This is a genomic window from Corallococcus praedator (assembly GCF_003612125.1).
GTDB lineage: Bacteria > Myxococcota > Myxococcia > Myxococcales > Myxococcaceae > Corallococcus > Corallococcus praedator.
On the sequence record NZ_RAWI01000046.1, the window covers coordinates 13,808 to 36,901 of the forward strand.

The window sequence follows — 23,094 nt, forward strand, 5'->3', positions numbered from 1 at the left end:
AGGCAACCCCCATGCCACGGGGCACGAGCGCAGGGGCCACGAGGGAGTTCGCTCCGCCGCGCCCTCCTGGATCCGGACACGCGCGTCATGGCGCCATGGATTCACCACGGCCCTGACGCCGAGGAGACGCTCAGACCGCGGTCCAACCACCGTCGATGTCGATGACCTGCCCGGTGGCGTAGGAGCACGTCGCGAGGAAGCAGGCCGCGTCCGCCATGTCCCGGACGGTGCCCGGACGCTTGAGGGGGATGTTGCTCACGAGCGCGTCCATGAACGCGCCCAACTGCTCGGGCGGAACACCCCAGTCGATGTCCGTGTCGCGGGTCAGCCCCGGAGACAGGACGTTGACGCGGATGCCCTTGGGCGCGAGCTCGACCGCGAGCGAGCGGCCCATGGCATTGACCGCGCCGCACAGGCCCGCGCCACCGGAGTAGTTCACCAGGGCGGCGTGCCCGGCGATGCCGGAGCAGAGGATGATGGCGCTGCCCGCGGCCATCTTCGGCACCGCGTAGTGACAGGCGGAGAGCTGGCCGAAGAACCGGTCGTTGAACAGGTCCCTCCACGCCTTCGAAGGCACGGCCTCCACCGGCCCGAACACGGCGCCCCCGGCGCACGTCACCAACAGGTCCACGCGCGGCACGGAGTCGATGAGCCGCTTCACCTGCGCGTCGTCCCCCACGTCCGTCACCACGCCCCGGACGCCATGCCCCAACTGCGCCGCCGCATCCTCCAGGCGTTGCTGGCGGCGTCCGGCGATGACCACCTCCGCGCCTTCTCGCGCGAAGCGCTCCGCGATCGCCAGCCCGATGCCCGTGCCGCCGCCCGTGATGACCGCGATCTTCCCGTCCAATGCTCCCATCACTGCCTCCCATGAAAGGAAAACACTGACAGCAAAGCATGACGGTCCCAACGGACACAGCGGGTTTGTCTTCACCCGGCCGCAATCCCAGGCGCCCACGCGGCATGGTGGATGCAATCGCTTTCCCGCGCAGCATCCCCCTCTCCTCGGAGCAACGCGCATGGCCATGCGATGGAAGAACCGCGGTTCAATCGTTCGTAACGCACTCGGACTCGGACTGGGAGTCGGACTCCTGCTCGCCGCGACGCCGGGCATCGCCAGCGACGCGAAGGGCGAGGGCTGCGCGTGGTTCTCCGGCATCGAGCACTGCCCGCTCGACGCCTCGGAGCTGTACGCCTCGGATGAAGGGCTCGTGGTCAAGAGCACGGATGGCAAGCAGAGCGGCGTGACGCTGGACCTGAAGGACGCCTCCGGGTGGGATGCCTGGCTGAGCCCGCTGGAGCCGGACTGGGACAGCCGCATGGTGCTGACCTTCACCGGGACCCAGCCGGACGGCGCCCCGGAGCTGCTCGAGCGGGTGGTCGTCGCGCGCTCGAAGGAAGAGGACCTGGGCGCCCTCTACGTGGACCCCTCGGTCCACGGCGCGTCCACCTACACCGTGAGGGGCTACAACGGCGGGAAGCTGGCCTTCGAACGCTTCGGCGTGGTGCCCGTCCAGGAGAAGCTCGCGGGTCCGGGCGGTATCGCGCAGGCCTCCCGGCTGGTGGCCTTCCCAGGCAAGTGGAGCAGCGGCCACAGTGTCATCGAGGGCCCCAACGGGGAGACCTGCACGCCGGGCCTGGACTTCCCGAACCCCCGCCCTGTCCGCTTCCCCGACCGCACCTTCTCGGTCGCGGTGGACCTCGTCACCGTCCAGCCCGAGGGCGTCGCGCTCAAGTCCCGCACGCTCCGTGAAGTCAGCCTCCAGGGGTTCGGCCTGGAGAGCTTCACCCTCCAGAAGGAAGTGCGCACGCCCTGATGTCCGGCACGGGCTGGATTCAGGGCCTTCCGCGTGTAGCGGGATGCGCTACGAATCCGGCGCTGTGTGTGGCCATTCCTGTCACAGCCCGCGGGCCCTGGAAGCAGCGTCGTCCCTGAGCTGTGATTGGCATCTGGGATGCACTGGTCCCGAAACGACGAGTGGCGTTCCCGTGTCCCCCACGGGAACGCCTTTCCCTCCTCGTCATTTCCCAGAAGGTGCCCCCATGACTCGAAAGTTCGTCCAGGCGTTCTCCCTTGTCGCGGCGCTGGTCCTGACCTCCACCACGGCCATCGCCGGTGAGCGGCTGGCGGCGTACCTGCCGCGCCTCGACGCCCCGAAGGCTCCCACGCTGGAGTGCACGGACCCCCGCGCCCAGTTGCATGCAGCGGCCAAAGAGGCCGGCGTGGACATCAACCCCGAAGAGACCGTCGTCGTGTCGAAGGACGGCATGACGTTCGCTGGCAGCAGCATCGCCGGCTTCGAGCAGGTCCCCGCCTCCGCGCTGCCCGAAGGCGCGGACTTCGGCTTCACCTACCTGGACGCGCCGCAGGCGGGCATCCCCGCCGGCTACTACAAGCTGCGCGCGCGTGCGGCCGCCGAGGACATCCAGGTGGGCGAGTACCGCGGTGAGGTGGACGTCATCGACGCGTCCGGCAAGGCCGTGGCCCGCCTGCCCGCGACGATGCAGACCTCCTCCGTGGAGGTGCCGCAGCCGCTGCCCTTCGCGCGCACCACGGTGGACGCGCAGTTCCGGCAGACGAACCTCATGGGTGGGCGGCCTGATCAGCTCTCCCGCTACCACCACTCGCTGATCATCATCTACCACTGCCCCAACGGCACCACGATCATCATCTTCATCGACTACTGGGATTGGTACTGAACCGCCCTTCGCGGCCCGTCTGAATGAGTGAACCCCGGCCCCGGAAGCGCGAATCCCACGCGCCTTCGGGGCCGAGGTGTTTCCAGTCCCGTCACTTCACGGCTCCGGCTTCAACAGCTCACGCAGGCGCGCTGACTTGTCGGCGCTCCAGCCCTTGGGTTGCAACAGCGCGACCCAGCCATCCACGTGCTCGCCGGTGTAGACGTGGCCGTAGCCGGGAGGCACCTTCATCCCCAGGGGCAGGTCGGCCGTCACCTGCCAGAACGTGACGAAGGGAATCCACACCATCGCGCCCAGCACGTCGGGGCCTCGGGGCTCGCGCAGCCAGTCCGGCCGCTTCACCATGAGCCCGGGACTCCACCAGATGATGGGGTCGGAGGGATGAATCAGATACAGCACGCGGGAGGGCCCCCAGGGTGCGTTCGCGGGAGGGATGGCTTCGCCCGGCCGGCGACTGAAGCGGACGGTGCGACCGTTCCGGTAGAGGGGCTCCACCTCGGGGCTGCCGGGGTCACGCTGGTCGGTGAACTCGCGATACAGCGTGTTGAAGTGGGGCGGTCCCACGAACAGCACCCCGTCGGTGCGGTTGGCCAGGTCCCGCTCGCCGCTGAACGCGGTCTCCCCGCCGTAGGAGCCCAGGCTCTCGCCAAACACCTGTAGCTTCGGGCGCTGACCTTCGGGAAGCCGCGACCAGCGCTCGTACACCGCATCGAAGAGCGCGCGGCCCTCCTCGCGGGCCTTCTTCTGGTCCACCAGCACGGAGAGCCACGACCACAGGTGTGAGTACTGCGTGGCGACGATGGCGGAGTCGCCGCCCGTCACGTACTCGAAGGCATTCACGGCTTCAGGCACCACCCAGCCGCTGCCCGTGGTGGTCACGACCAGCAGGTGCGCGCGCTGGAAGGCGCCGGTCCGCTCCAGCTCCTGGACCGCCAGCTCGGCCCGGCCCTCCGCATCCGGAGCGGACGCATAGCCCGCGTACACGCGGATGGGCTCCTTCGCGTCCGTTCCGCTGAACCGGGAGAGTTCGTCCACGGTGGGGCCGCGTCCCACGAAGTTGCGTCCCTCCCGTCCCAATGACTCCCACTCCACCCGCGAGCCGGGGCCACCGGAGCGCAGCGCGGTGTCGGGCTGGAACACCCCCTGCTCGGTCGTCGTGTCCTGCAGCGCCAGCGTGCGGTCCGCCATGGAGATGAGGCCGTCCTTCAAGAGGCCGCTGGCCACCAGGAAGGTGAGGGCCACCACCGCCAGCACGCTCATCGCGCGGGCCGCGCGAGGCCCGATGTGCCGCGCGAGCCGCGCATCCAGCCCGCGATACACCGCGCGCAGGCCGCGTCCCACGAAGAGCAGCAGGAAGAACACGAACGCCGCGATGGCCGGCGCGAACAGGTAGCCCACGCTGCCCGGGTGGGGCATCCCCATGAGCTCCCGGATGTGCCTCTGCCATTGCCAGCCCAGCAGCAGCGCGGCGACCAGCGCCACGCCGCCCGCCACGAAGAAGCCCTGCCATGCCCGGGGACGCGGCGTCCTCGCGGGGCGGTGGGCGAACTCACGCCACAGCCATGCGCCCATCACCCCCAGCCCGTAGCCGATGGCCGCGCTCATGCCGCTGACGAAGCCCTGGAAGGGTCCGGTGCGCGGCAGCAGGGAAGGGGTGAAGGACAGACACGCGAAGAGGAGCGCGACCCAGGCTCCTGGCAGCGTGCCGTGGAGCCACCGGGGAGCAGCGCGACTGCCATGCCAGACACCCCGTGCCGGTGCCATCCGCGCATCGCGGGTGAGAAGGCGCTCCATGCGAACCCCCGGTTTCCAATGCCTTCGCAGGCAGCGCCTGGGGGGGCTTGCTCCCACCCCGAAGCGCACACCAGAGGGTAGGCCCTCGGCCCACGCACGGCAGCGGACGCTCGGCACGCTCGCAGGCCGGTGCGGGCCTTGTCGTCCCGCGGGGCCGGGCAGGGAAGCCTCCTTTGGGCCGTCTCTTGAAGGCCCTGGAGCACCTCCCAGATTTCCTGCATGGAACTCCTGGTGGTCCCCCTCCAACCCCGCTTCGAGCAGCTCCTCAGGGAGCAGCTGCGCCGGTTGGCGATGACGATGACGCGCGAGCAGTTGGTCCAGCTCCGGCTGGAGCAACTGTATGACTGGGAGAAGGTGGAGGACCCCGTCACGCGCCGCTTCTTCCGTGCGTCCACCCTGGCGTGGACCCCGGAGGAATTGAAGGCACTCGTCGAGGCCACCCTCCGTGCGTACCTGCCCGAAGAGGAACGGGAGGAGGTCCACTGATGGGCTATCCCAACCTCGGAAATTTCGCGGACATGCTCCACCTGGACCCGGAGTTCGACCCCAACGCCCTGCCAGGCGACAGCACGTCCATCGACCTGTTCGACTTCGGCGACCCCTACGCGCCCACCAGCCCCGAGGACCAGGCCCTGCGGGACTTCGAACGGATGCTCCAACTGCTGCTCGAGGAAGCGGGCAGCATGTAGCGAGGACGTCCCCCATGCCCATGCCCCCCACATACGAACGGCTGGAAGCCATCGAGGATTTGCTGGAGGAGCACCGCCTGCTCATCCACGAACAGCTCGCGACGCTCTCCTGGCAGGAGGTGGCGCTGGTCTTCCAGGCCGAACAGGAGGCGAAGGCGAAGACCCCTTCGGAGAAGGAGGCGGCGCCACGGGTCTCCCTGGCGCTGGCGGCGTACCAGGACTTCACGCGCCGGTTGCTCCTCACCTACCGACACTATGAGCAGGGATTGCGGGAGCGGCTGGCGACCGTGACCGCGGAGGCGCCATGAGCTTCGAGGCCTTTCCCGTGTCTGAAGGCACGCTGCTCCACGACGGGGACTACGCGCCCTTCGCGGCGAGCTGGTTCGCGCTGGCGCGCAAGCGGCTCTGGGTGTCTGTCTTCATCATCGACACGCGGGTGTTGAGGGATCCGCTGCGGTCGGTGCGGGGCCTGGTGGAGCAACTGGCCCAGGCGCGGTGGCGCAACGTGGACGTACGGGTGCTGGTGGGGGTGTCGGACACGCCGGAGGTCCACATCGCCAACACCACCTCCGCGCTCTACATGCGGGAGCTGGGCTTGCCGGTGCGGCTCTTCCACTCCGAACGTCACGTGAGCACCCACAGCAAGTTCGTCATCGTGGATGACCGGGTGTTGCTGGGCAGTCACAACTGGACGCACTCCGCCTTCCACGTGAGCCATGAGGATTCCCTGGCGGTGAGCTCCCCGCAGCTCGCGATGGGGCTGGGGCAGGACTTCGAGCGGCTCTGGACCGAGGGTGCGCGCAAAGCGGAGGCAACCCATGCGTCCTGAGTGGTTCGTGCCGATGGTGCGTGGCTGGTCGGAGCAGGTGCGGTGGGAGCCGGGCGAGCTGGAGCGGGCCACCGGGCTGCTGGTGGAACTCAGCCGCGCGCGTGGCGGGGAGCTCGTCTTGGATGAGGCCTCCGACGAGGACATCGCGCGCCAGTTCGCCCTGCGCCGGGCCCGGGAGGTGCTGCAACGGCGGATGAGCCGCTACGCCCGTGCGCTGGAGGAAGGCGCCGCGTCCGCCCGCTACAGCAGGCCCGTGCGCGAGGAGGCTGACACGTCCGCGCTGCCCTTCGTGACACCGCACGAGTGGGTGGATGCCCTGGATGTGAACGCGGCCAGCGCGGAGGAGCTGGAAGGGCTGCCGGGCCTGGGGCGGGTGCTGGCGGAGCGCATCGTGAGCTACCGCCGCGCGCACGGCCCCTTCCTTACGCTGGAGTCCCTGCTGCGGGTGGAGGGCCTGGGCGTGAAGGGGCTGGAGCAGCTTCGCGGGCGGCTCCTCCTGGAGGAGCGCCCGCCGGTGTTCCGGAGCGAGGCGCTGGAGGCGTTCGTCCAGGAGCCCTCCTTCGCCCGGTACGTGCAATGGGTGGCCGCCAGCGGTGGCTCGTTCCAGTGGCGTCGCGCGCGGGGACAGGGCCCGGTGGCGCAGGTGCTGATGGAACTGGAGGAGGCCCTGCGGGATGCGCGGGAGCACCCCTACGGAGTGGCACGGCGTCTGGGGGACACGCGGGCGAGCGTGGCGCGGACCGAACAGGAACGGCTGGAGCAGGCCCGTGCCCACGCCGAGGACACCTCCGGCACGGTCCGGGCGGGTGTGCTGTTGAGGCACGGCCAGTACCCGGAGTTCGTGGAGAGTCTGCTCTCAGAAGCGGCGCGCTCCGTGCGGGTCGTCCTCTTCTTCTTCCGGTACGTGGATGCGAAATACCCCACACATGGCCTGCTGCAAAAGCTCATCGCGGCGCATGAGCGCGGCGTGGACGTCAAGGTCATCCTGGACCAGGACGCGAAGGGGGATGTCTATCATTCCCGCATCATCAACCTGCCGGCCTTCCAGGCGCTGACGGCCCGCAAGGTGCCGGTGCGCTACGACACGGCGAGCCGACTCACGCACTCCAAGCTGGTGCTGGTGGACAACAGGCACCTGGTGATGGGCAGCCACAACTGGACGTTGAGCTCGTTCACCCGCTACGACGAGACGAGCCTGTATCTGGACTCGGAGCCGCTGGGCGCGCGGATGGAAGAGCGCTTCCGGGCGCTGTGGACGGAGAAGGCGCAGCGGGAAGCCGCTGCCTCCCCCCTGGCCGCGGAGTCCGCGGTGGCCGAACCCTGAAGCCACTTCCGGCGCCAGCACTCCCTCGGGGTGCACGAAGGACCTCCGACGGAGTAGACACGGGGCATGTCCGCCCCGCTCGACAGCGGCGTGCGCCGGGGCGCCGAGGTGCGCTGCCCCGGATGCATCCGCTTCATCCCGTCCGACGTCGCCTGCCCGCACTGCTTCTGTGGCCCCGTCCCGCCAGAGCGCTACGGCGCCGCGCGCGAGTTGTTGAAGTCCGGGGTGGACCGCTTCGCCCTGGCGGCCCGCACCGCCGCGCTGGACCCTTCCCAGGTGGAAGCCCTGGCGGCCCGCTATGCACGGCAATGGGGCGTGGCGCTGCGGCTCATCGAGGACGCGCGGCGCATCGAGTCCCGGCTGGTGCAACGCGGCTTCTCGCTCGACATGGAGGATGCCTGGGCGGCCGCCCTGCCCATGGACGAAGTCCTCCTCACCGAGCGCATCGCCCCGTTCAGTCCCCTGCCGGACTCCCTCGCGTACCTGTCCAACAAGGCGCCGGACGCGGACCTGCGCAACCTGGCGGCGCTCGCGTGGGTGCACGAAGGCACGGCCTCCCAGGACGCGCGCGCCACGGTGCGCTACCTGCTGCACCAGGACGGGCGCATGGCGGTGGAGGCGATGCTGGCCCTGACGCGCTGGCGCAACGCCTTCCCCGTCCGGCTCACCCCCGACGAGCGCGAGCGGATCCGCCTGCTGGCCCTGGGCGTGCTGGACGTGCCCGGAATCGGCGCGCGCGCCGCCGTCGCCTGGACGCGGGTGTCGCGAGAGGCGCCCCCCTCCGTCGTGTCGGCCGCGCTGCACCAGGGCCTTTATGGCACCGACCTGGACGTGCGCTTCGAATGCGCGCTGGCCCTGCGGGACGAGGTGGAGGTGGCGCAGGCGTTGGACTCGCCGGACGCGGACACCGTCACCTTCGTCCGGCGCACGCTGAGCGGGTGGGGCTCACCGCTGCTCTTCCCCCGGCTGAAGCGCGAGGGCAACGAGCGCTTCGTGCAGGAGGTGCTCAGGGACCTGCCCTTCCCCCCGCCCGAAGGGGCCCTGGACGCGCTGCTCACCGTGTCCGTGCGCACCGTCGGTTCCCTCGCGGATGAACTCCTGCGCCTCGCGAAGCGGCAGTCCTTCCACGCCTGGGGGCTGGAGAACCAGCAGCGCTGGGCCCGCTGGGCGCGCTCGGTGCTGCGCGACCTGCCCGCGGAGACCGCGCTGCACTTCTTCGGCTGGGCCGCCACCCCCGGCGACACCGCCGAGCCTCCCGAGGAGGAGGAGACGGAGGCGATGTGGTGCTTCCTGGAGGAGACGGTGCATGCGATTGAGCGCGGCGCGGAGAAGGACCGCATCGCGTGCTTCAAGGACTTCCTCTTCGTGCACTTCCTCCACCACGCGGGGGTGGATGAACAGCGGCGGCTGAACGACTGGGCTCGCGACCCATACAGCGGTGAGGCCCTGCTGGAGGCCCTGGTGATGTTCCCCTCGCGGCGCGAGCAGGCGCGCCTTCCCGCCTCCGGCGTCGAACACGCGGCCCGGCTGTTGATGGCGGTCTGGGAGGGACCGGATCAGCACCTCCTGGTGGCCCCCATGTCCCGCGTGGCGCGGCAGTGGAGCGCGTACTCCGGACGCGAGGTCCTGGTGGAGGCCGTCTGGCAGCGCTTCCAATCCCATCCCTTCGAACGCGGCCCGTTGCTCGCCGCCTTCGCCGGCTGGCGCGACCGCCTGTGGGAGAAGCAGCGCGAGGCGGAGCCCGACGCCCTGGTGCGCTTCCAGGCGTGGTGGCGCCTGGACCCCGTGGGGCTCTATCCCCACGCGGAGCAACTGCTGGCGGAGGTGACGCTGGACGTGCTGCCCCGCAGGCTGCGAGCCCTCTGGGCCGCGGCGGAGGAGACCGTGGGCACGCGCCCGCGCACCGCGTCCCTCTCCGTGTCCAAGGGGGCCTGGGCGCTGCTCCACGGGGTGGAGTCAGAAGACCCGCGCCACCTCCAGGAGATGGAGGCGGAGCTGGCGTACTTCGAGTCGCGCCTCCCCGCCTTCGAGCAGCGCGTGCGCACCACGCCGTCGCCGCCGGAGGAGTCCAACATCCACCGCGACTTCCTGGACGACACGCACGACGCGCTGCGGATGATGCGCGAGCGTCGCGACCGCCGCCGCGCGCACGAGGAGCGCGAGCGCGAACGTGAAATCGAACGCCAGGTGGCCGAGTCCCGCCGCCGCGACCAGGAGCGCCGGGCCGAGGAGGAGCGCCGCGCCGCCGAAGCCCGCGAGGCCGCCCGGCTGGTGGAGCACGGGAAGGAGCAGGCCCGGGCCCTGGCCAATGCCCGCATGTTGATGACGGACCTCCAGCCCCAGGTGCCCGCGCGCCCGCTGGACCGGGAGGTGCTCTTCCCCGGCACGTCCCTGCCCACGCTCCTGCAATACGCGCGGATGCTCAAGGCGCTGCAGGGGGGCGCGGACGTGCTGAAGCTCTTCGAGGTCGTGGGACTGACGCCCGCCACCTGGGCCACGCAGGCGAACGCCTGGGGCCAGGCGATGGTGGGCCGGCCGGAGCTGGCCATCCGCTTCTCCGAACTGCTCCAGGCGCCCTGGGCGTGAGCCGGGCGCCCGCGCCCCGCGTTACTGCGCGGTGGCGCCGCCGTCGAGGATGACCTCGGCGCCGGTCATCACCTTGGACTCGTCCGACGCGAGGTAGAGCACCGCGTTCGCCACGTCGTCGGGCTCACCGAAGCTGCCCAGGGGGATGCCCTTGAGCATGCGCGCGCGCGTCTTCTCCGCCTGACCGCCGGCCTGTGCCAGCGCCTCCACCATGGCGGTCTCCACGTAGCCCGGGTGCACGGAGTTGCACCGGATGCCGTAGCCCTTGGCCGCGCAGTGCAGCGCCACGGACTTGGACAGGAGGCGCACGCCGCCCTTGCTGGAGCTGTACGCGGGGAACTGCCCCACGCCCACGATGCCGGCGATGGAGGAGATGTTGATGATGGAGCCCTTCGCGTTGCTCTTGCGCATCGCGGCGATGCCGTGCTTGCAGCCCAGGAAGACGCCGTCCAGGTTGACCGCGTGCACCAGCCGCCACTCGTCCAGCGACATGGTCTCGATGTCCTTCACGATGCCCATGCCCGCGTTGTTCACGAGCACGTCCAGCCGCCCGAACTTCTCCAGGGTGCGCGCCATGGCGTTCTCCCACTGGGCCTCCTGGGTGACGTCCAGCGCGACGAACAGCCCCGCGTCGCCCAGCGACTCCGCCACCGCGCGCGCTTCAGCCTCGCGCCGGTCGGTCACCACCACCTTCGCGCCCTCGCGCGCGAGCATCCGCGCGGACGCGGCGCCCAGGCCTCCCGCGCCGCCGGTCACCAGTGCCACCTTGCCTTCGACTCGCTTCATGGTCGTTGCTCCTTCAATGCCGTGGGGGAGGGGGCGGCCCTTCAAGCTTTCAGGCCGAGGGGTTGGGGGTCAGGATGATCTTCCCGTTGCGGCCCGGCTCCTGGGCGCGCTTCACCGCGTCGTGGATGCGCTCCAGCGGGAAGGTGCCGTCCACGGGCGCCTGCAGCGTGCCCACGGACATCAGCTCCGCGAGCCGCGCGAAGGTGGCGTTCTGCTCCTCGCGCGGGGCGTTGCGCATCCAGCGCACCAGCCAGAAGCCGCGCAGGGTGACGTCCTTGAAGATGGTGGCCGCCGCGGACAGCTTGGGGCCCTTGCCGCTCATCGCGCCGTAGTTCACCAGCACGCCGCCGGTGGAAAGACAGTCGCCCAGCCGCCGGGACGACTCCCCACCCACCGCGTCGATGCCCAGCCGCACCTTCGCGCCGCCCGTCGCGTCGCGCACCTGCTTGGGCAATTCATCCGTGTCCAGCAGCACCACGTCCGCGCCCTGGGCCTTCAACTCGCCGGCCAGGTCCTGGCGGCGCACCACGTTGACGGTCTTCAAGCCCATCACCTGCGCCAGGGTGATGAGGTAGCGGCCCACGGCGGAGTTGGCGGCGTTCTGCACCACCCACTCGCCGGGCTGGAGCGTCACGAACTGGCGCAGCATCAGGTACGCGGTGGGCGGATTCACGAGCAGCATGCTCGCCTGGAGCAGGTCCAACCCCGGCGGCACGGGCAGCAATTGCGCGGCGGGCGCGGTGAGGTGGGTGCGCCAGGTGCCCGCGCCCAGCGGCAGGAACACCAGGTCGCCCACCGCCACGGCGTCGGAGCCCGCTACCTCCACCACGCGGCCCACGCCCTCGTTGCCCGGGGTGGCGGGCAGCTTGGGCAGCACGCCGTATTCACCGGAGAGGGTGAGCAGGTCAGAGGGGTTGATGGGCGTGGCGAGGACGGCCAGTCGCGCCTCGCCGGGTTGGAGCGGCGCGGGGGATTCCTCCACCACCTGGGCGACGTCCGAGGGCGGACCGAAGGCCGAGAAGCGCACTGCTTTCATTGCATGCTCCCGCGTGAAGCCTGACTGAAGGCGGCGCCACCCTAACCGCCTTCGGCCCTGCTGCCGAGCGTGCAAAGCAGGCCCACGGGCGGTGTGGACGGGCCGTCGCGTGGATCCACGAAGGCTCCATTCCGACCCTGGGGAGACGCGGGTCTGTCCACCCCCGAACGCGAGCCATGGGGGGGCTGCCAGCCGTCGACAGTCAGGCCTCGCCATGGCGGCGAGGGCTGCACAGCTTCAGAAATGGACCCCTCGGTGGGGCACGTGGGGATGGGCGAGGGGGGCGAGTGTGAACAGCGTGCACCACGAAGTGGCCCTGGCTGGACCGTTGGCGGTCGTTCCAGAAGGGCGGGCAGCCGAACCGTGCGTCTGGAAGCGCAGGCTGCTGACGGTGCTCAAGCCCGTCTTCGCGCTCGGCGGCCTGGGCATGCTGACGGCGATGGTGAACAAGGCGGGCGCCGGTGAGCTGAAGACCACGCTCCTGACCGCGATGCCGCTGTTGCCCTGGGTGGTGCTCATCGAGCTGGGACGTCAGGGGTGCGACGCGACGGCGACGCGCCTGTCCTACGGTGCCCGCGCGGGGCAGGTGCCGCTGTCGGTGTTGGTGCGCGCGCAGTTGATTGGCACGGCGGTGTCGAGCATGGCGCCCGCGGGCCGCGCGGCGGCGGAGGCGACGAAGGCGACGCTGCTGACGCCCTACGCGGGGGGCGCGGCGGCGACGGCGGCGGCGGCCACGTCCCAGTCCGCGTCGCTGGGGGCCGGAGGGCTCATCTCCTTTCCGTGCGCGGTGGCGTCCTACCTGATGACGGGCTGGTCCGCGTTCACGGTGGCGATGCTGGTGCACGGCTTCGTGTTGCTGCTGGCGTCCCTGGGCGTGCGCGCGGGCCTGCGCGCGAAGCGGCTGGGCGCGTGGATGCAGCGCCGGTGCGGGAAGTGGGGCGCGCACGCGCAGTCGTTCCAGGCCTCACTGTGCGCCGGAGGGCTGTGTCCGTGGCGGCCGATGCTGGCGTTCCTGGGCAGCCGCGTGTTGCAGGTGATGCAGTACGCGGTGCTGGCGCACGCGGTGGGTATCGACGCGACGGTGGTGCAGGCGCTCTTCACGCAGGGGCTCTACCTGGTGGCGCTGGCCCTGGGCTCGCTGGTGCCGGGGCAGGTGGGCGTGACGGACAGCGTGTTCTCGCTGGCGGCGGGGGCGATGGGGACCTCCGCGGCGAAGGCCATGTCCATCGCGGTGCTCGCGCACGCGGTGCAGGCGGTGTTCGTGCTGGTGGGGGCGCTCACGCCGCTGGTGTGGCGGACCCGGAAGGTGACGGCGGCGCAGGTGGTTGCGCCGGCCGTCCCAGCGGCGGCTTGAGCTGACGGGCCTCCGTTACGGGCCCGCGAAGAGATGCGAGGCGTGCATGAAGTTGAAGACCTTCTCGTAGTTCGCCGCGGCGTTCACCGGCGTCGGAGCGGACTTCTCGGAGTAGATGATCGTGCCACGGGAGCCGTCGGGCGGCCGCTTGACGACCAGGTCGGTGATCCCCACATCCTCCCTCGGGCTGCTCCTCGAATAGAGGGCGCCCCCGGCGTCCAGGATTCCGTAGCTGACCCTGTCGGCTTCCGCCGGGCCCTCACCGTACGTGCCCAGGACGGTGGCAGCGCCGCTGTTGTCGACATGCCACAACTCCTGGATTCCGGAGGTCCGGTTCATGGCCAACATGAACCCTGTCGGATGCGCACGCGCATCGATGGTGTCCAGATGGTCGCCCGGCAGCCCGGTGATGGGAATGACCTGCTGATCCGGGGCCAGCACGAACAGCTCGTAGCCGCTGCCGACGCCGAGCAGGTAGCCGGCGGCGTTCCACGCGAGCAGGCGATGCCCGGTCGCCACGACGTCCCCAGCACTGTTGTAATACGTGTTGCCCCCATGGGAGCAGTTGTAGGCAACGGCGCCCGTGCCCGCCCGCATGACGAAGCTCCCGATGTCCTGGGTGGCGGAGCATGCCGGTGACGGAACCTGTGTATCGTTCCGGGGTCCATCCACGGGGTACGAGCGGATCTTGTCCTTGAGCGTGAAGGACTCCGGAACCATGATCTTGATCCGATCGGGGTTGCCGCCCCTGCCGATGTAATAGACGCGGCCGTTGGGGGCGACCACCGCCTCACTGAAGGCGGAGGAGGTGTCGCAGTCGAAGCCCACCTGCACGCGCGTGGGCGTCAGGATGCCGGAGATCGCGTCAGCGCCGCAGAGGCCCTCCTGGAGCGTGCCCCAGAGCAGCACGTCGTTCCCTCCCGTGCTCGTGCCGCCGCACCGGTTGTCCTGCCCGCATGTCGGCGTCCAGAGTCCCCCGCCACAGTCGTCAGCGGTGGTGCACCGGTCCGCCTGGGGGACGCACTTGCGCGTCAGGCCGCTGCACTCCTCGTAGTCCTTGCAGTCCGCGGACGACTGGCAGGAGCCCGCCACCAACTGGCAGGTGTGGCTGGCCCCGCACTCCTCCCACGTCCTGCAATCCTTCTGGGTCGCGCACATCCCCGGACGCAGCGCGCACCGCCGGCTCGACGTGCAGGCCTGCCAGGCTTCGCACCCGTCATCGTCGGCGCACCCGGTACAGACCCCCTGCTCGCAGCGCAGCCCCGGCAGACAGCCGGAGTCGTCGTCGCACAGCCCCTCGGAGGTGCTCGTGCACGCGAGCAACAGCACCGAACCCCACACCAAGAACGAACGAATCACCAGCGCCCCCTCACGTAGACGTTCCCGCCGCCATCGCCATCCGAGTCGAACGACACACCCGACAGTCCCCACAGGGTGAGACCGGTGAGCGCGACGACGCCGCCGCCAATCATCAGGGTGTTCGCGAGCGTGCTGGACGTCTTCGCCTGGTCGTACTTCGCGCGGTCCGCCGGGACCAGGCGGCCGTCGTTGTAGCGTTGCGACAGGTCCTTGTTCAGGCTCTTGCTGCGCAGCCCGAAGACTCCACCGGCGCCGGCCACGAGCGCGCCGCCAATCGAAGCGTAGATGCCCGTCTTGCGCATCCACCCGGACGAAGTCGGGCGGGCCTTGTCGTGGAGCGACACCGGGTCCTGTTCGGCCAGCGGTTCCACCTCCGCGGGGGCCGCAGATGCGACCGGCGGCGGCTCGGGGCGGATATCAGGCGCGGGCGCGGGCTCGGCGGATGCGACGCCCTGTGCCGCATCCTCCGCGACCGGCTGCGATGTCGGCTCGGTGAGGGCCTTCTCGAGCTGCTCGACGGCATAGTGCACCGGCCGCAGATCCAGGAACCCGGGGATGAAACGGAATTTGACGGGGGCCGTCCGGTGCTGCCTCTCGGTGATGGCCGACATCGAGACGGAAGCCACCCCGTCCACCACGGTCGCCTCGGCGTAGATGATGGCGCCTCCACGCGCGAGCCCCGCCAGACACTCCGTGGTCGGCTTGGGCTCACACGACGCCTTCAACGGCACGGGACCGCGCAGGACCAGCGACCCCTGTCGCCGGTTGCTGGCCCGGACCCCGGAGGCGATGAGCCCTTCCGCATCCGCGCGGACCCCTGGCTCGATTTTTCCCTGTACCGGATAGAGGCCGACCACGATCTGCGCGCGGGCAATTCCAGGCACCGCGAGGATCGCCGCCAGCACGAACAAACCAACGACTCGCGCACGCAGCATTGCGCGGGACCCTAATGGAAGGCTGTTTGCCTGTAAACAGGCCGCCAGTGCCGCCATGTATGCCAATGAGTCGCGGCGCACCCCATGGCCTCCGGGACGTCGTGAGGCCACCCATGACTGCAAGTCTTCAGGAAAATCCTGATGACAAGACTTTTCAGGGTTTGTCCTGGAGAGAGCGATTACACGGCTGGTGTGGCGGAGTCGGACGGTGAGGGAAGCGCTGGCCGTATCCGCACCGGCGTGCCGCTGAAGGCGGCGTTGCCGCTGACGGCATCCAGGGCCTGCTCATCCGTGAGGTCGTTGATGCTGGCGCCCGCGTGCGCGCCCGCCACCTGCATGCGGATGCCGGAGCGCTGATGGCCGTAGCCGTGCGGCAGGCTGACGACACCGGGCATGACGTCGGCGGTGACGGCGACAGGCACGGTGACCTCTCCCACGCGAGAGCGGATGGTGGCGTCCACGCCGTCGGCGAGGCCCAGGCGCGAAGCATCGTCCGGATGAATCATGAGGGTGCAGCGCGGGCGGCCCTTCATCAGTCCCGGCACGTTGTGCATCCAGGAGTTGTTGTCGCGAAGGTGCCGCCGGCCAATGAGCAGCAATTCGTTCTCGCGAGGCGCGGAGTCGTCCGTGAAGGTCGCGCGGAGCCGGGCGACATCCGCGACGAGCAGCTCCGGAGCCAGTTGGATGCGTTTGGAGCGGTGGCGGAGGCGGCCTGGGAGGGAAGGCTTCAAGGGGCCCAGGTCGATGCCGTGGGGCGAAGCGCGCAGCTTCGCGAGCGACAGGCCGTCCTTCTTGAGCGGATGGAAGCGCGAGCCATACGGCCCCATGCGCAGGCCCAGGTCGAGCAGGCGCTCTGGCCCCAGACGCTTGAGGGCCTGGTACTGGAAGGTGGCGCGGGCGGTGCGGCCCTTTCGCAGTGTCTCCAGGCGGTGCTGGAGCTCCAGGAGGATCTCCCAATCCTGGCGGGACTCCGGAGCGGCGGCGAACACGGGCGGTGAGTACTTGGCCGTGTTGCGCACGGCGAGCACGTGGAAGACGAGGTCGTAGTGCCCGCGCTCCAGCAGGGACGCGGGGGGCAGGATGTAGTGGGCGTGCCGGGTGGTCTCGTTGAGGTACGGATCCACGCTCACCATGAGGTCCAACTGTGACAGCGCCGTGTCCAGCTGGGTGCCATTGGGCGTGGACAGCACGGGGTTGCCGGCCACGGTGATGAGGGCGCGGATGCGTCCCTCTCCCGGCGTGAGGATCTCCTCCGCGAGCACGGCCACGGGCAGCTCGCCGGAGGACTCCGGCAGGCCGCGCACCCGGCTCTTCCAGCGGCCATGGCTGCCGGGGCTGACGCCCAGCGCGCGTGGCCCACCGATGAGGTCGAACGCGGGCTGCGTGAAGAGCGCGCCGCCTTCGCGGTCCAGGTTGCCGGTGACGATGTTGAGGACGTTGATGAGCCATTGGCAGAGGGAGCCAAAGGGCTGCGTGGACACGCCGACGCGGCCGTAGCAGACGGCGCCCTCCGCCGCGAGGAAGTCCCGGGCGATGCCGCGCAGCACGTCCGGCGCGATGCCGGTGTGCGGTGCCGTGCGCTCCGGAGGGAAGTCGCGGACCAGGGACACGATGGTGTCCAGCCCGTCCACGAACGCGGCGAGCCGGCCCATGCGCTGGGTGCCTTCTCCCAGGGCGATGTGCAGCAGGGAGAGCAGGGCGAGCGCATCGGTGCCGGGGCGGACGAAGACGTGCTGGTCGGCGATGCCGGCCGTCTCCGTGCGGCGCGGGTCGATGACGACGACCCTGCCTCCGCGCTCCTGGATGGCGCGGAGGCGGGCGCGGACATCGGGCGTGGTCATCAGACTGCCATTGGATGCCAGGGGATTGGCGCCCAGCATGAGCATGTACCGGGTGCGGTCGATGTCCGGGATGGGGACGAGCAACTGGTGGCCGAACATGAAGTGGGCCACGAGCTGGTGGGGAAGCTGGTCCACGGAGGTGGCGGAGAACCGGTTGCGCGAGCGCAGCGCACGAAGCAGGCCGGGGCCGAACATCATCGCGCCCAGGTTGTGGACGTTGGGATTGCCCAGGTAGGCGCCCACGGTGTGGGGACCGTGCTCCTGCTGGAGGGCATGGAGTCGCCGGGTGATGTCGCCGAGCGCGTCCTCCCAGGACACGCGCTCCCAACCGGACGCGGTGCGCTTCATGGGATGGCGCAGGCGGTCCGGATCTTCATGCAGATCGCGCAGCGCCACGGCCTTGGGACAGATGTGGCCCCGGCTGAACGGGTCCGCGTCGTCGCCCTTGATGGACGTGATGCGACCGTCGGCCACTTCGATGCGCACCCCGCACATCGCTTCGCAGAGGTTGCAGGTGCGGAAGTGGACCTGGGGCGGGGCGGAAGCGCTCATGGGCGGAGAGTCTACGCCCGCCCTGGGGCGGGAGGCAGGACCGCCTGTCTGGTGGCCTGGCGCTGTCAGGCCGGGTCTGTCCCGGGCGCGGGTTCAATGCGCGACAGTTCAACTCCGCGAAGTACCAACGCCATCCTTGTGACGTCGTACCCGCGTACGTATACCTTCAGCAGGATGAGCGCCCTTCCCAGGAAGCTGGAGTGGCTCGCGGGTGGGGGCGAAATGTCCACGCTCATCGCGTCACTCGACTGGTCGAAGTCCCCGCTGGGGCCCATCGAGTCGTGGCCGCAGAGCCTGCGCACGACCGTGAGCCTCTGCCTCGCGTCGAACTTCCCCATCAACATCATCTGGGGGGACGGCCACAGCCAGATCTACAACGATGGCTACCGCGGGGTCTGCGGCGCGGTGCACCCGCGCGCGCTGGGGGAGAGCTACCGGGTCACCTGGGCCTCCGCGTGGCCCGCCATTGGTGAACCCTTCGAGCGGGCGCTCGCGGGCGAGACCTCTTACCTCGAGAACCAGCGGATGTTCCTCGAGCGCAACGGCTACCCGGAGGAGACCTTCTTCACCTTCTCGTCCAGCCCCATCCGTGACGAGTTCGGCAAGGTGGTGGGCATCTTCCACCCGGTGACGGAGACCACCTCCACGATGCTCGCCCAGCGGCGGACGCGGGCGCTGCGCGACGTGGCGGATCGCGCGGGGCAGGCCCTGGTGTTCGACGAGGCGTGCGACCTGCTTCTCGCGACGCTGGGGGAGTACGCCTTCGACCTGCCGTTCGCGCTCCTCTACGTGACGACGCCCGACGGCACCCAGGCCCGGCTGCGTGGGACGCGCGGAACCCAGGCGGGAGGTGCGCTCGCGCCGGAAGTCCTCCGTCTCGTGGATGGAGACGGGGAGTCGGGGTGGCCGCTCGCGCGCGCGGCTCGCAGTGGACGGGTGGAGCCGGTGACGGACCTGGAGGCGCGGTTCGGTCGTGTCCCCGCGGGCCCGTACCCGGAGCCGCTGGGCACGGCCTTCGTGTTGCCGGTCCGGGTCGCGGGCGTGGAGGTCCCGCTCGGTTTCCTCGTCGTCGGGACGAGCCAGCGGCTTCCGCTCGATGAGTCCTACCGGACCTTCGTGGAGATGCTGGGTGGGGCGGCGAGCGCGGCCCTTGGGAACGCGCGCGCCTATGAAGCGGAGCGGCGCAGGGCCGAGGCGCTGGCGGAGATCGATCAGGCGAAGACCGCGTTCTTCAGCAACGTGAGCCACGAGTTCCGCACGCCGCTCACGCTGCTGCTCGGGCCCCTGGAGGATCTGCTGGCCGGGCGGCAGGGCGGACTGCCAGGAAGCGTGCAGGACGAGCTGCGGGTCGTGCACCGCAATGCGCTGCGACTGCTCAAGCTGGTGAATGCGCTGCTCGACTTCTCGCGCATCGAGGCGGGCCGTGCCCGGGCCTCGGCGGAGCCCACCGACCTGTCCTCGCTCACCCGCGACCTCGCGAGCGCCTTCCGTTCCGCCGTGGAGCGCGCGGGCATGCGCCTGGTGGTGGACGCGGAGCCGCTCGGGGAGCCGGTGCTCGTCGACCGCGAGATGTGGGAGAAGATCGTCCTCAACCTCGTGTCGAACGCGTTCAAGTTCACCCACGCTGGGGAGATCCGCGTCGAGTTGAAGCGGGAGGGCGGCTTCGCGCGGCTGTCGGTGCAGGACACGGGCATTGGCATCCCGGAGAGCGAGCTGGGCCGCGTGTTCCAGCGCTTCCACCGTGTGCAGGAGGCGAAGGGGAGGACCCACGAGGGCAGCGGCATCGGGCTCGCGCTCGTGCAGGACCTGGCGAAGCTTCATGGCGGTTCGGTGGAGGTGCGCAGCGCCGTCGGGGAAGGCTCCACGTTCTTCGTCCGCGTGCCGCTCGGGAACGCCTACTGGAAGGGGGCGCCGGCTTCGGATCCGGGAGCGCAGCCCCCCGCCAACCCGATGCGCGTGGATGCCTTTGTCGAGGAGTCGCTGCGCTGGGTGGAGGAGCCCGCGCCGGGAGCGCCCACCCCGCAGGCCCCGCTCCATGATGCCTCCGAGAATGGGCCGCGAGCCGACGCCCCGGTGGCGGCGCGCCTTCCCCACGAAGAGGTGGTGGGAGGCGTCCGCCCTCGGGTCCTGCTGGCCGACGACAACGCGGACATGCGCGACTATGTCCGTCGCCTCCTGGAGCGGCGCTACCGGGTGACGGCGGTCCCGAACGGCGCGGAGGCGCTGCGCTCGGCGCGGGAGTCGAGGCCGGATCTCATCCTGTCGGACGTGATGATGCCGGTGATGGATGGCATCGAGCTGGTGCGGCAGCTGCGGGCGGACGAAGCGCTGCGCACGCTGCCCGTCATCCTGCTGTCCGCCCGCGCGGGCGAGGAGGCCACGGCGAGCGGGCTGGAGCTGGGCGCGGACGACTACCTGACCAAGCCCTTCGCGGCCCGGGAGCTGCTGGCCCGGGTGCAGGCGCAGCTCACCATGGCGGCCATGCGGATGCGGGCGGCGGAGCAGGAGGCGCACGCGGAGGACCTCGCGCAGCAGCAGCAATGGCTGGAGGCGGTGTTGGATCGCCTCCCGACGCCCACGCTGCTCGTCAACCCGGACTCGCGCCAGTTCACCTTCGCGAACCACGCGGCGCAGGAGCTGGCGGACGGCGACTTTCCCAGCAGGCTGGATGACACGGAACACGGCCGCGCCTTCCGGCTCACCGACGAGGCCGAGGCGCCGTTCAACCTGGCGCGTGCCCTGGATGCGCCGGTCCGCGACCTGGAGGCCGTCGGGCACGCCCCCGGTGGACGTCTCCACCTCGTGGTGGACTCGGACTTCGTGCCGGCCATCGGGCAGCAGCCGTCGCGGACCATCCTCACGCTGCGGGACATCTCCCGGCTCAAGCAGGTGGAGCGCGAGCTGAAGGTGTTGCTCGGCGCGCGCGACGAATTCCTCTCCATCGCCTCGCACGAGCTGAAGACACCCATCACGTCGCTGCGGATGCAATTGCAGATGACCGAGCGGAGCGTGAAGCCAGACGAGGGCCGCATGCCGAGCCCGGAGAAGCTGGCGAAGGCGATGCGTGTGTCATTGCTCCAGGTGGACCGGCTGACGGGCCTCGTCGACGATCTGCTCGACGTGGCGCGCATCCGGACGGGCACGCTCGACCTGTTGTTCCAGGAGGTGGACCTCACGCAGCTCATCTCCGACGTGCTGGAGCGCCTCTCCGGACAACTGGCGCAGGCAGGCTGTCAGGTGCGGCTGGAGGTTCCGCCCGTGCTCGTGGGGACGTGGGATGGGCGTCGGCTGGAGCAGGTGCTGACGAACCTGCTGTCCAACGCGGTGAAGTACGCGCCGGGCACGCCGCTGGAAGTGCGTCTGGAGGAGCAGGGGGACCAGGTCCGCCTGGAGGTGAGTGACCAGGGGCCCGGGGTTCCCCAGGCGCAGCGTGAGAGCATCTTCGACCGCTTCGACCGGGGGCTCGCGTCGCGCAACGCGGGAGGACTGGGGCTGGGGCTCTTCATCTCCAAGCAGATCGTCGTGGCCCACGGCGGGAGGATCTCGGTGGAGGCGGGGCCGGAAGGGGGCGCATGTTTCGTGGTACTCCTGCCCCGTGACGCCGCGAGTGCCCGTCCTCCTGAACGGGCCACGGCGCGGGAGAGCCGGGCATGAGCCGTTGCATCCTCGTGGTGGAGGACGACTTCTACATCCGGGAATCCATCCGTGAGCTGTTGGAAGAAGAAGGGCACACGGTGGTGTGCGCGGATCATGGGGCGCACGCGCTCACCCTGCTGGAGACGCTGCGACCGCCGCCCGACCTCATCCTCCTGGACCTGATGATGCCGGTGAAGGACGGGTTCCAGTTCCGCACCGAGCAGCGGGCTGACGCGCGCTTCGCCCACATCCCGGTGGTGGTGATGAGCGCCGATCCGCAGCTCGACAGCCGCCGAGAAGTCCTCGCCGCCCGCTCCTACCTGCGCAAGCCCGTGGACATCGACCTGCTGCTCGCCGCGGCGGCCGCCCCCGCCGCGTAGCGGGGAATGGCAGGTGTGAGGCTTCACCCGTGGCTGCGGCGTGGAAGAGGGGTGTGGTAATTTCCACGCATTCCGCAGGGGGGAATGATGGCCAAGTCGAGCGGCGAGAAATCCGGCAGGACCGAACCCGCGTCCAACGCGCCCATCGTGACGGTCGTTCCTCCCATCCCCTCCGTTGCCCCGAGTGGTCTGTCGGTCGAACCGATGCCCACGGTGCTCGCCTCGCTGCGGGCCATGGGGCTCTTCTTCGTCCAGCGGGTGTCGGAAGGAATGACGCTCTGCCTGCTGCTCTTGAGCGCGGTCCTGGCGATTGCCTCCATCGCGGAAATCTCTTCGCGGCAGCAGGCCCGGGCGGAGGTGGACATGCTGGAGCGGGAGGAGACCGCGCTGCTGATGAGCCAGATCTCCTCCCCACCCATGCCTCTGGGCGCGGCTCAAGACACGGACATGAAGTCAGGCGCGGTGCTGCTCGCGGCGCAGGAGGCGCGGAACCACTCCACACAACGGCATCTGCTGGGGGTGGCCTGGATTCATGGCTACGCCATGGAGTCGCGAAGCCAGATTGATTCCCTGTCGGTCCGCGGCGCGGGCGCATCGAGAAAGGGCGCTGCGCTCATCCTGGAGGAGATGCGGTCGAACGTGAGGAAGGTGAGAGCACGGCTGACGTTCCCTGACGGGATGGATCCGCAGTCAGGCGCTTCCGCGCAGCCTCCCCCTGGAAATGAAGCGACCGCGGCCCTGCCCGAGCCCCCCTGGGTCGAAAGCCTGGGGCGCCAGCTCCAGAACTTCTGGGCCCAGATTCCCCTGGAGCATGCGCGAACCGACTACCTGCTGGCGCTCGTCGTGGCGTGCTGCGCGCTGGTCGGCGCCATCATCGCGATGCTGCGGGAGGGAGGCGCTCGGTTCGCGACGAAGCAGGTGGTCCTGGGATTGGCGTCGGGGTTCGTCGCGTTCCTGTCGCTGCGCGGCGGTCGCAGTGTCTTCATGATGGAGTTGAGCGGGGACGTTCCCCACTTCAACCCCTACAGCATGGCCTTCGCGGGCCTGCTCGTCGGCCTCTTCACGCGCAAGGCCTACGAACTGCTGGGCATCCTGGTCCAGGAACTCGACGGGCGGCTGCGCGCGGCGATGCAGGGACCCCCGGTCGCTCGGGCCACTCCCCCGAACGAACCGAAGCAGAACCCCGAGCCGTGACGCCGCCGGGTCCCCTCCCGGCTCCCGCGCTGTTGACGCCCCGCGCCAATCATTGGTTTGTGCACCATTGGACGGCAACAGGAACCTTCTGGCAAGGAC

Annotated in this window: 19 protein-coding genes; 12 read left to right on the forward strand and 7 right to left on the reverse strand. The window is 70.0% G+C overall.

Annotation, left to right across the window (positions count from 1 at the left end):
* Window positions 1-130: 130 nt before the first annotated feature.
* Window positions 131-859, reverse strand: coding sequence for an SDR family NAD(P)-dependent oxidoreductase (locus D7Y13_RS08775; protein ID WP_120583287.1), 729 nt, complete (start codon window positions 857-859; stop codon window positions 131-133).
* A 160-nt stretch (window positions 860-1,019) separates the two neighbouring features.
* Between D7Y13_RS08775 and D7Y13_RS08780 the strand changes: the two genes are divergently transcribed.
* Window positions 1,020-1,817 (forward strand): hypothetical protein, encoded by a 798-nt coding sequence (locus D7Y13_RS08780; protein ID WP_120583286.1) that lies wholly within the window; start codon window positions 1,020-1,022, stop codon window positions 1,815-1,817.
* A gap of 226 nt (window positions 1,818-2,043) precedes the next feature.
* Window positions 2,044-2,700, forward strand: a complete 657-nt coding sequence (locus tag D7Y13_RS08785; RefSeq protein ID WP_120531234.1) for a hypothetical protein — start codon at window positions 2,044-2,046, stop codon at window positions 2,698-2,700.
* Between the two features lie 96 nt (window positions 2,701-2,796).
* Here D7Y13_RS08785 and D7Y13_RS08790 read toward each other — a convergent pair whose 3' ends face one another.
* Window positions 2,797-4,494, reverse strand: coding sequence for an alpha/beta hydrolase (locus D7Y13_RS08790; protein ID WP_120583285.1), 1,698 nt, complete (start codon window positions 4,492-4,494; stop codon window positions 2,797-2,799).
* A 219-nt stretch (window positions 4,495-4,713) separates the two neighbouring features.
* Here D7Y13_RS08790 and D7Y13_RS08795 point away from each other — a divergent pair, with 219 nt between their 5' ends.
* From D7Y13_RS08795 to D7Y13_RS48635, 6 genes are all read left to right on the forward strand, one after another.
* Window positions 4,714-4,980, forward strand: a complete 267-nt coding sequence (locus D7Y13_RS08795) for a hypothetical protein (protein WP_120583284.1) — start codon at window positions 4,714-4,716, stop codon at window positions 4,978-4,980.
* Window positions 4,980-5,183 (forward strand): hypothetical protein, encoded by a 204-nt coding sequence (locus D7Y13_RS08800; RefSeq protein WP_120531237.1) that lies wholly within the window; start codon window positions 4,980-4,982, stop codon window positions 5,181-5,183. Before D7Y13_RS08795 ends, D7Y13_RS08800 begins: the two co-directional genes overlap by 1 nt.
* 14 nt (window positions 5,184-5,197) lie before the next feature.
* Window positions 5,198-5,491, forward strand: coding sequence for a hypothetical protein (locus tag D7Y13_RS08805; protein WP_120531238.1), 294 nt, complete (start codon window positions 5,198-5,200; stop codon window positions 5,489-5,491).
* Window positions 5,488-6,012, forward strand: coding sequence for a phospholipase D-like domain-containing protein (locus D7Y13_RS08810; RefSeq protein ID WP_120531239.1), 525 nt, complete (start codon window positions 5,488-5,490; stop codon window positions 6,010-6,012). Before D7Y13_RS08805 ends, D7Y13_RS08810 begins: the two co-directional genes overlap by 4 nt.
* A complete protein-coding gene (locus D7Y13_RS08815) occupies window positions 6,002-7,336 on the forward strand; it encodes a phospholipase D-like domain-containing protein (RefSeq protein ID WP_120583283.1) in 1,335 nt (444 codons plus the stop codon). Before D7Y13_RS08810 ends, D7Y13_RS08815 begins: the two co-directional genes overlap by 11 nt.
* Before the next feature lie 66 nt (window positions 7,337-7,402).
* Entirely contained in the window at window positions 7,403-9,922 is a 2,520-nt protein-coding gene (locus D7Y13_RS48635; protein ID WP_120583282.1) for a hypothetical protein, read from the forward strand.
* 21 nt (window positions 9,923-9,943) lie between these two features.
* On the opposite strand, the gene D7Y13_RS08825 is transcribed toward D7Y13_RS48635, so the two are convergent.
* Window positions 9,944-10,708: a glucose 1-dehydrogenase gene (locus D7Y13_RS08825; protein ID WP_120531242.1), complete on the reverse strand. Its 765-nt coding sequence runs from the start codon at window positions 10,706-10,708 to the stop codon at window positions 9,944-9,946.
* A 49-nt stretch (window positions 10,709-10,757) separates the two neighbouring features.
* Window positions 10,758-11,744 (reverse strand): zinc-dependent alcohol dehydrogenase family protein, encoded by a 987-nt coding sequence (locus tag D7Y13_RS08830; RefSeq protein WP_120583281.1) that lies wholly within the window; start codon window positions 11,742-11,744, stop codon window positions 10,758-10,760.
* 289 nt (window positions 11,745-12,033) lie between these two features.
* Here D7Y13_RS08830 and D7Y13_RS08835 point away from each other — a divergent pair, with 289 nt between their 5' ends.
* Window positions 12,034-13,098: a lysylphosphatidylglycerol synthase domain-containing protein gene (locus D7Y13_RS08835; protein WP_233595489.1), complete on the forward strand. Its 1,065-nt coding sequence runs from the start codon at window positions 12,034-12,036 to the stop codon at window positions 13,096-13,098.
* A 15-nt stretch (window positions 13,099-13,113) separates the two neighbouring features.
* Here the strand turns inward: D7Y13_RS08835 and D7Y13_RS08840 are convergent, their stop codons facing one another.
* The 3 genes from D7Y13_RS08840 to D7Y13_RS08850 all read right to left on the reverse strand — a co-directional run bounded on the left by D7Y13_RS08840 (window position 13,114) and on the right by D7Y13_RS08850 (window position 17,785).
* Entirely contained in the window at window positions 13,114-14,457 is a 1,344-nt protein-coding gene (locus tag D7Y13_RS08840; protein ID WP_120583280.1) for a hypothetical protein, read from the reverse strand.
* Window positions 14,454-15,368, reverse strand: a complete 915-nt coding sequence (locus tag D7Y13_RS08845) for a hypothetical protein (protein WP_120531245.1) — start codon at window positions 15,366-15,368, stop codon at window positions 14,454-14,456. Before D7Y13_RS08845 ends, D7Y13_RS08840 begins: the two co-directional genes overlap by 4 nt.
* 203 nt (window positions 15,369-15,571) lie before the next feature.
* Window positions 15,572-17,785 carry a molybdopterin oxidoreductase family protein gene (locus D7Y13_RS08850; protein ID WP_120531246.1) on the reverse strand — a complete coding sequence of 738 codons (2,214 nt, stop codon included), beginning with the start codon at window positions 17,783-17,785 and terminating at the stop codon, window positions 15,572-15,574.
* 174 nt (window positions 17,786-17,959) lie between these two features.
* Here D7Y13_RS08850 and D7Y13_RS08855 point away from each other — a divergent pair, with 174 nt between their 5' ends.
* The 3 genes from D7Y13_RS08855 (at window position 17,960) to D7Y13_RS08865 (ending at window position 22,995) form a co-directional block, all read left to right on the forward strand.
* Window positions 17,960-21,439 carry an ATP-binding protein gene (locus tag D7Y13_RS08855; RefSeq protein WP_158622159.1) on the forward strand — a complete coding sequence of 1,160 codons (3,480 nt, stop codon included), beginning with the start codon at window positions 17,960-17,962 and terminating at the stop codon, window positions 21,437-21,439.
* Complete coding sequence (locus D7Y13_RS08860) at window positions 21,436-21,801, forward strand: response regulator (RefSeq protein WP_120531248.1); 366 nt, start codon at window positions 21,436-21,438, stop codon at window positions 21,799-21,801. The genes D7Y13_RS08855 and D7Y13_RS08860 overlap by 4 nt, the downstream gene beginning before the upstream one ends.
* 84 nt (window positions 21,802-21,885) lie before the next feature.
* Window positions 21,886-22,995 (forward strand): hypothetical protein, encoded by a 1,110-nt coding sequence (locus D7Y13_RS08865; protein ID WP_120583279.1) that lies wholly within the window; start codon window positions 21,886-21,888, stop codon window positions 22,993-22,995.
* Window positions 22,996-23,094 lie beyond the last annotated feature (99 nt).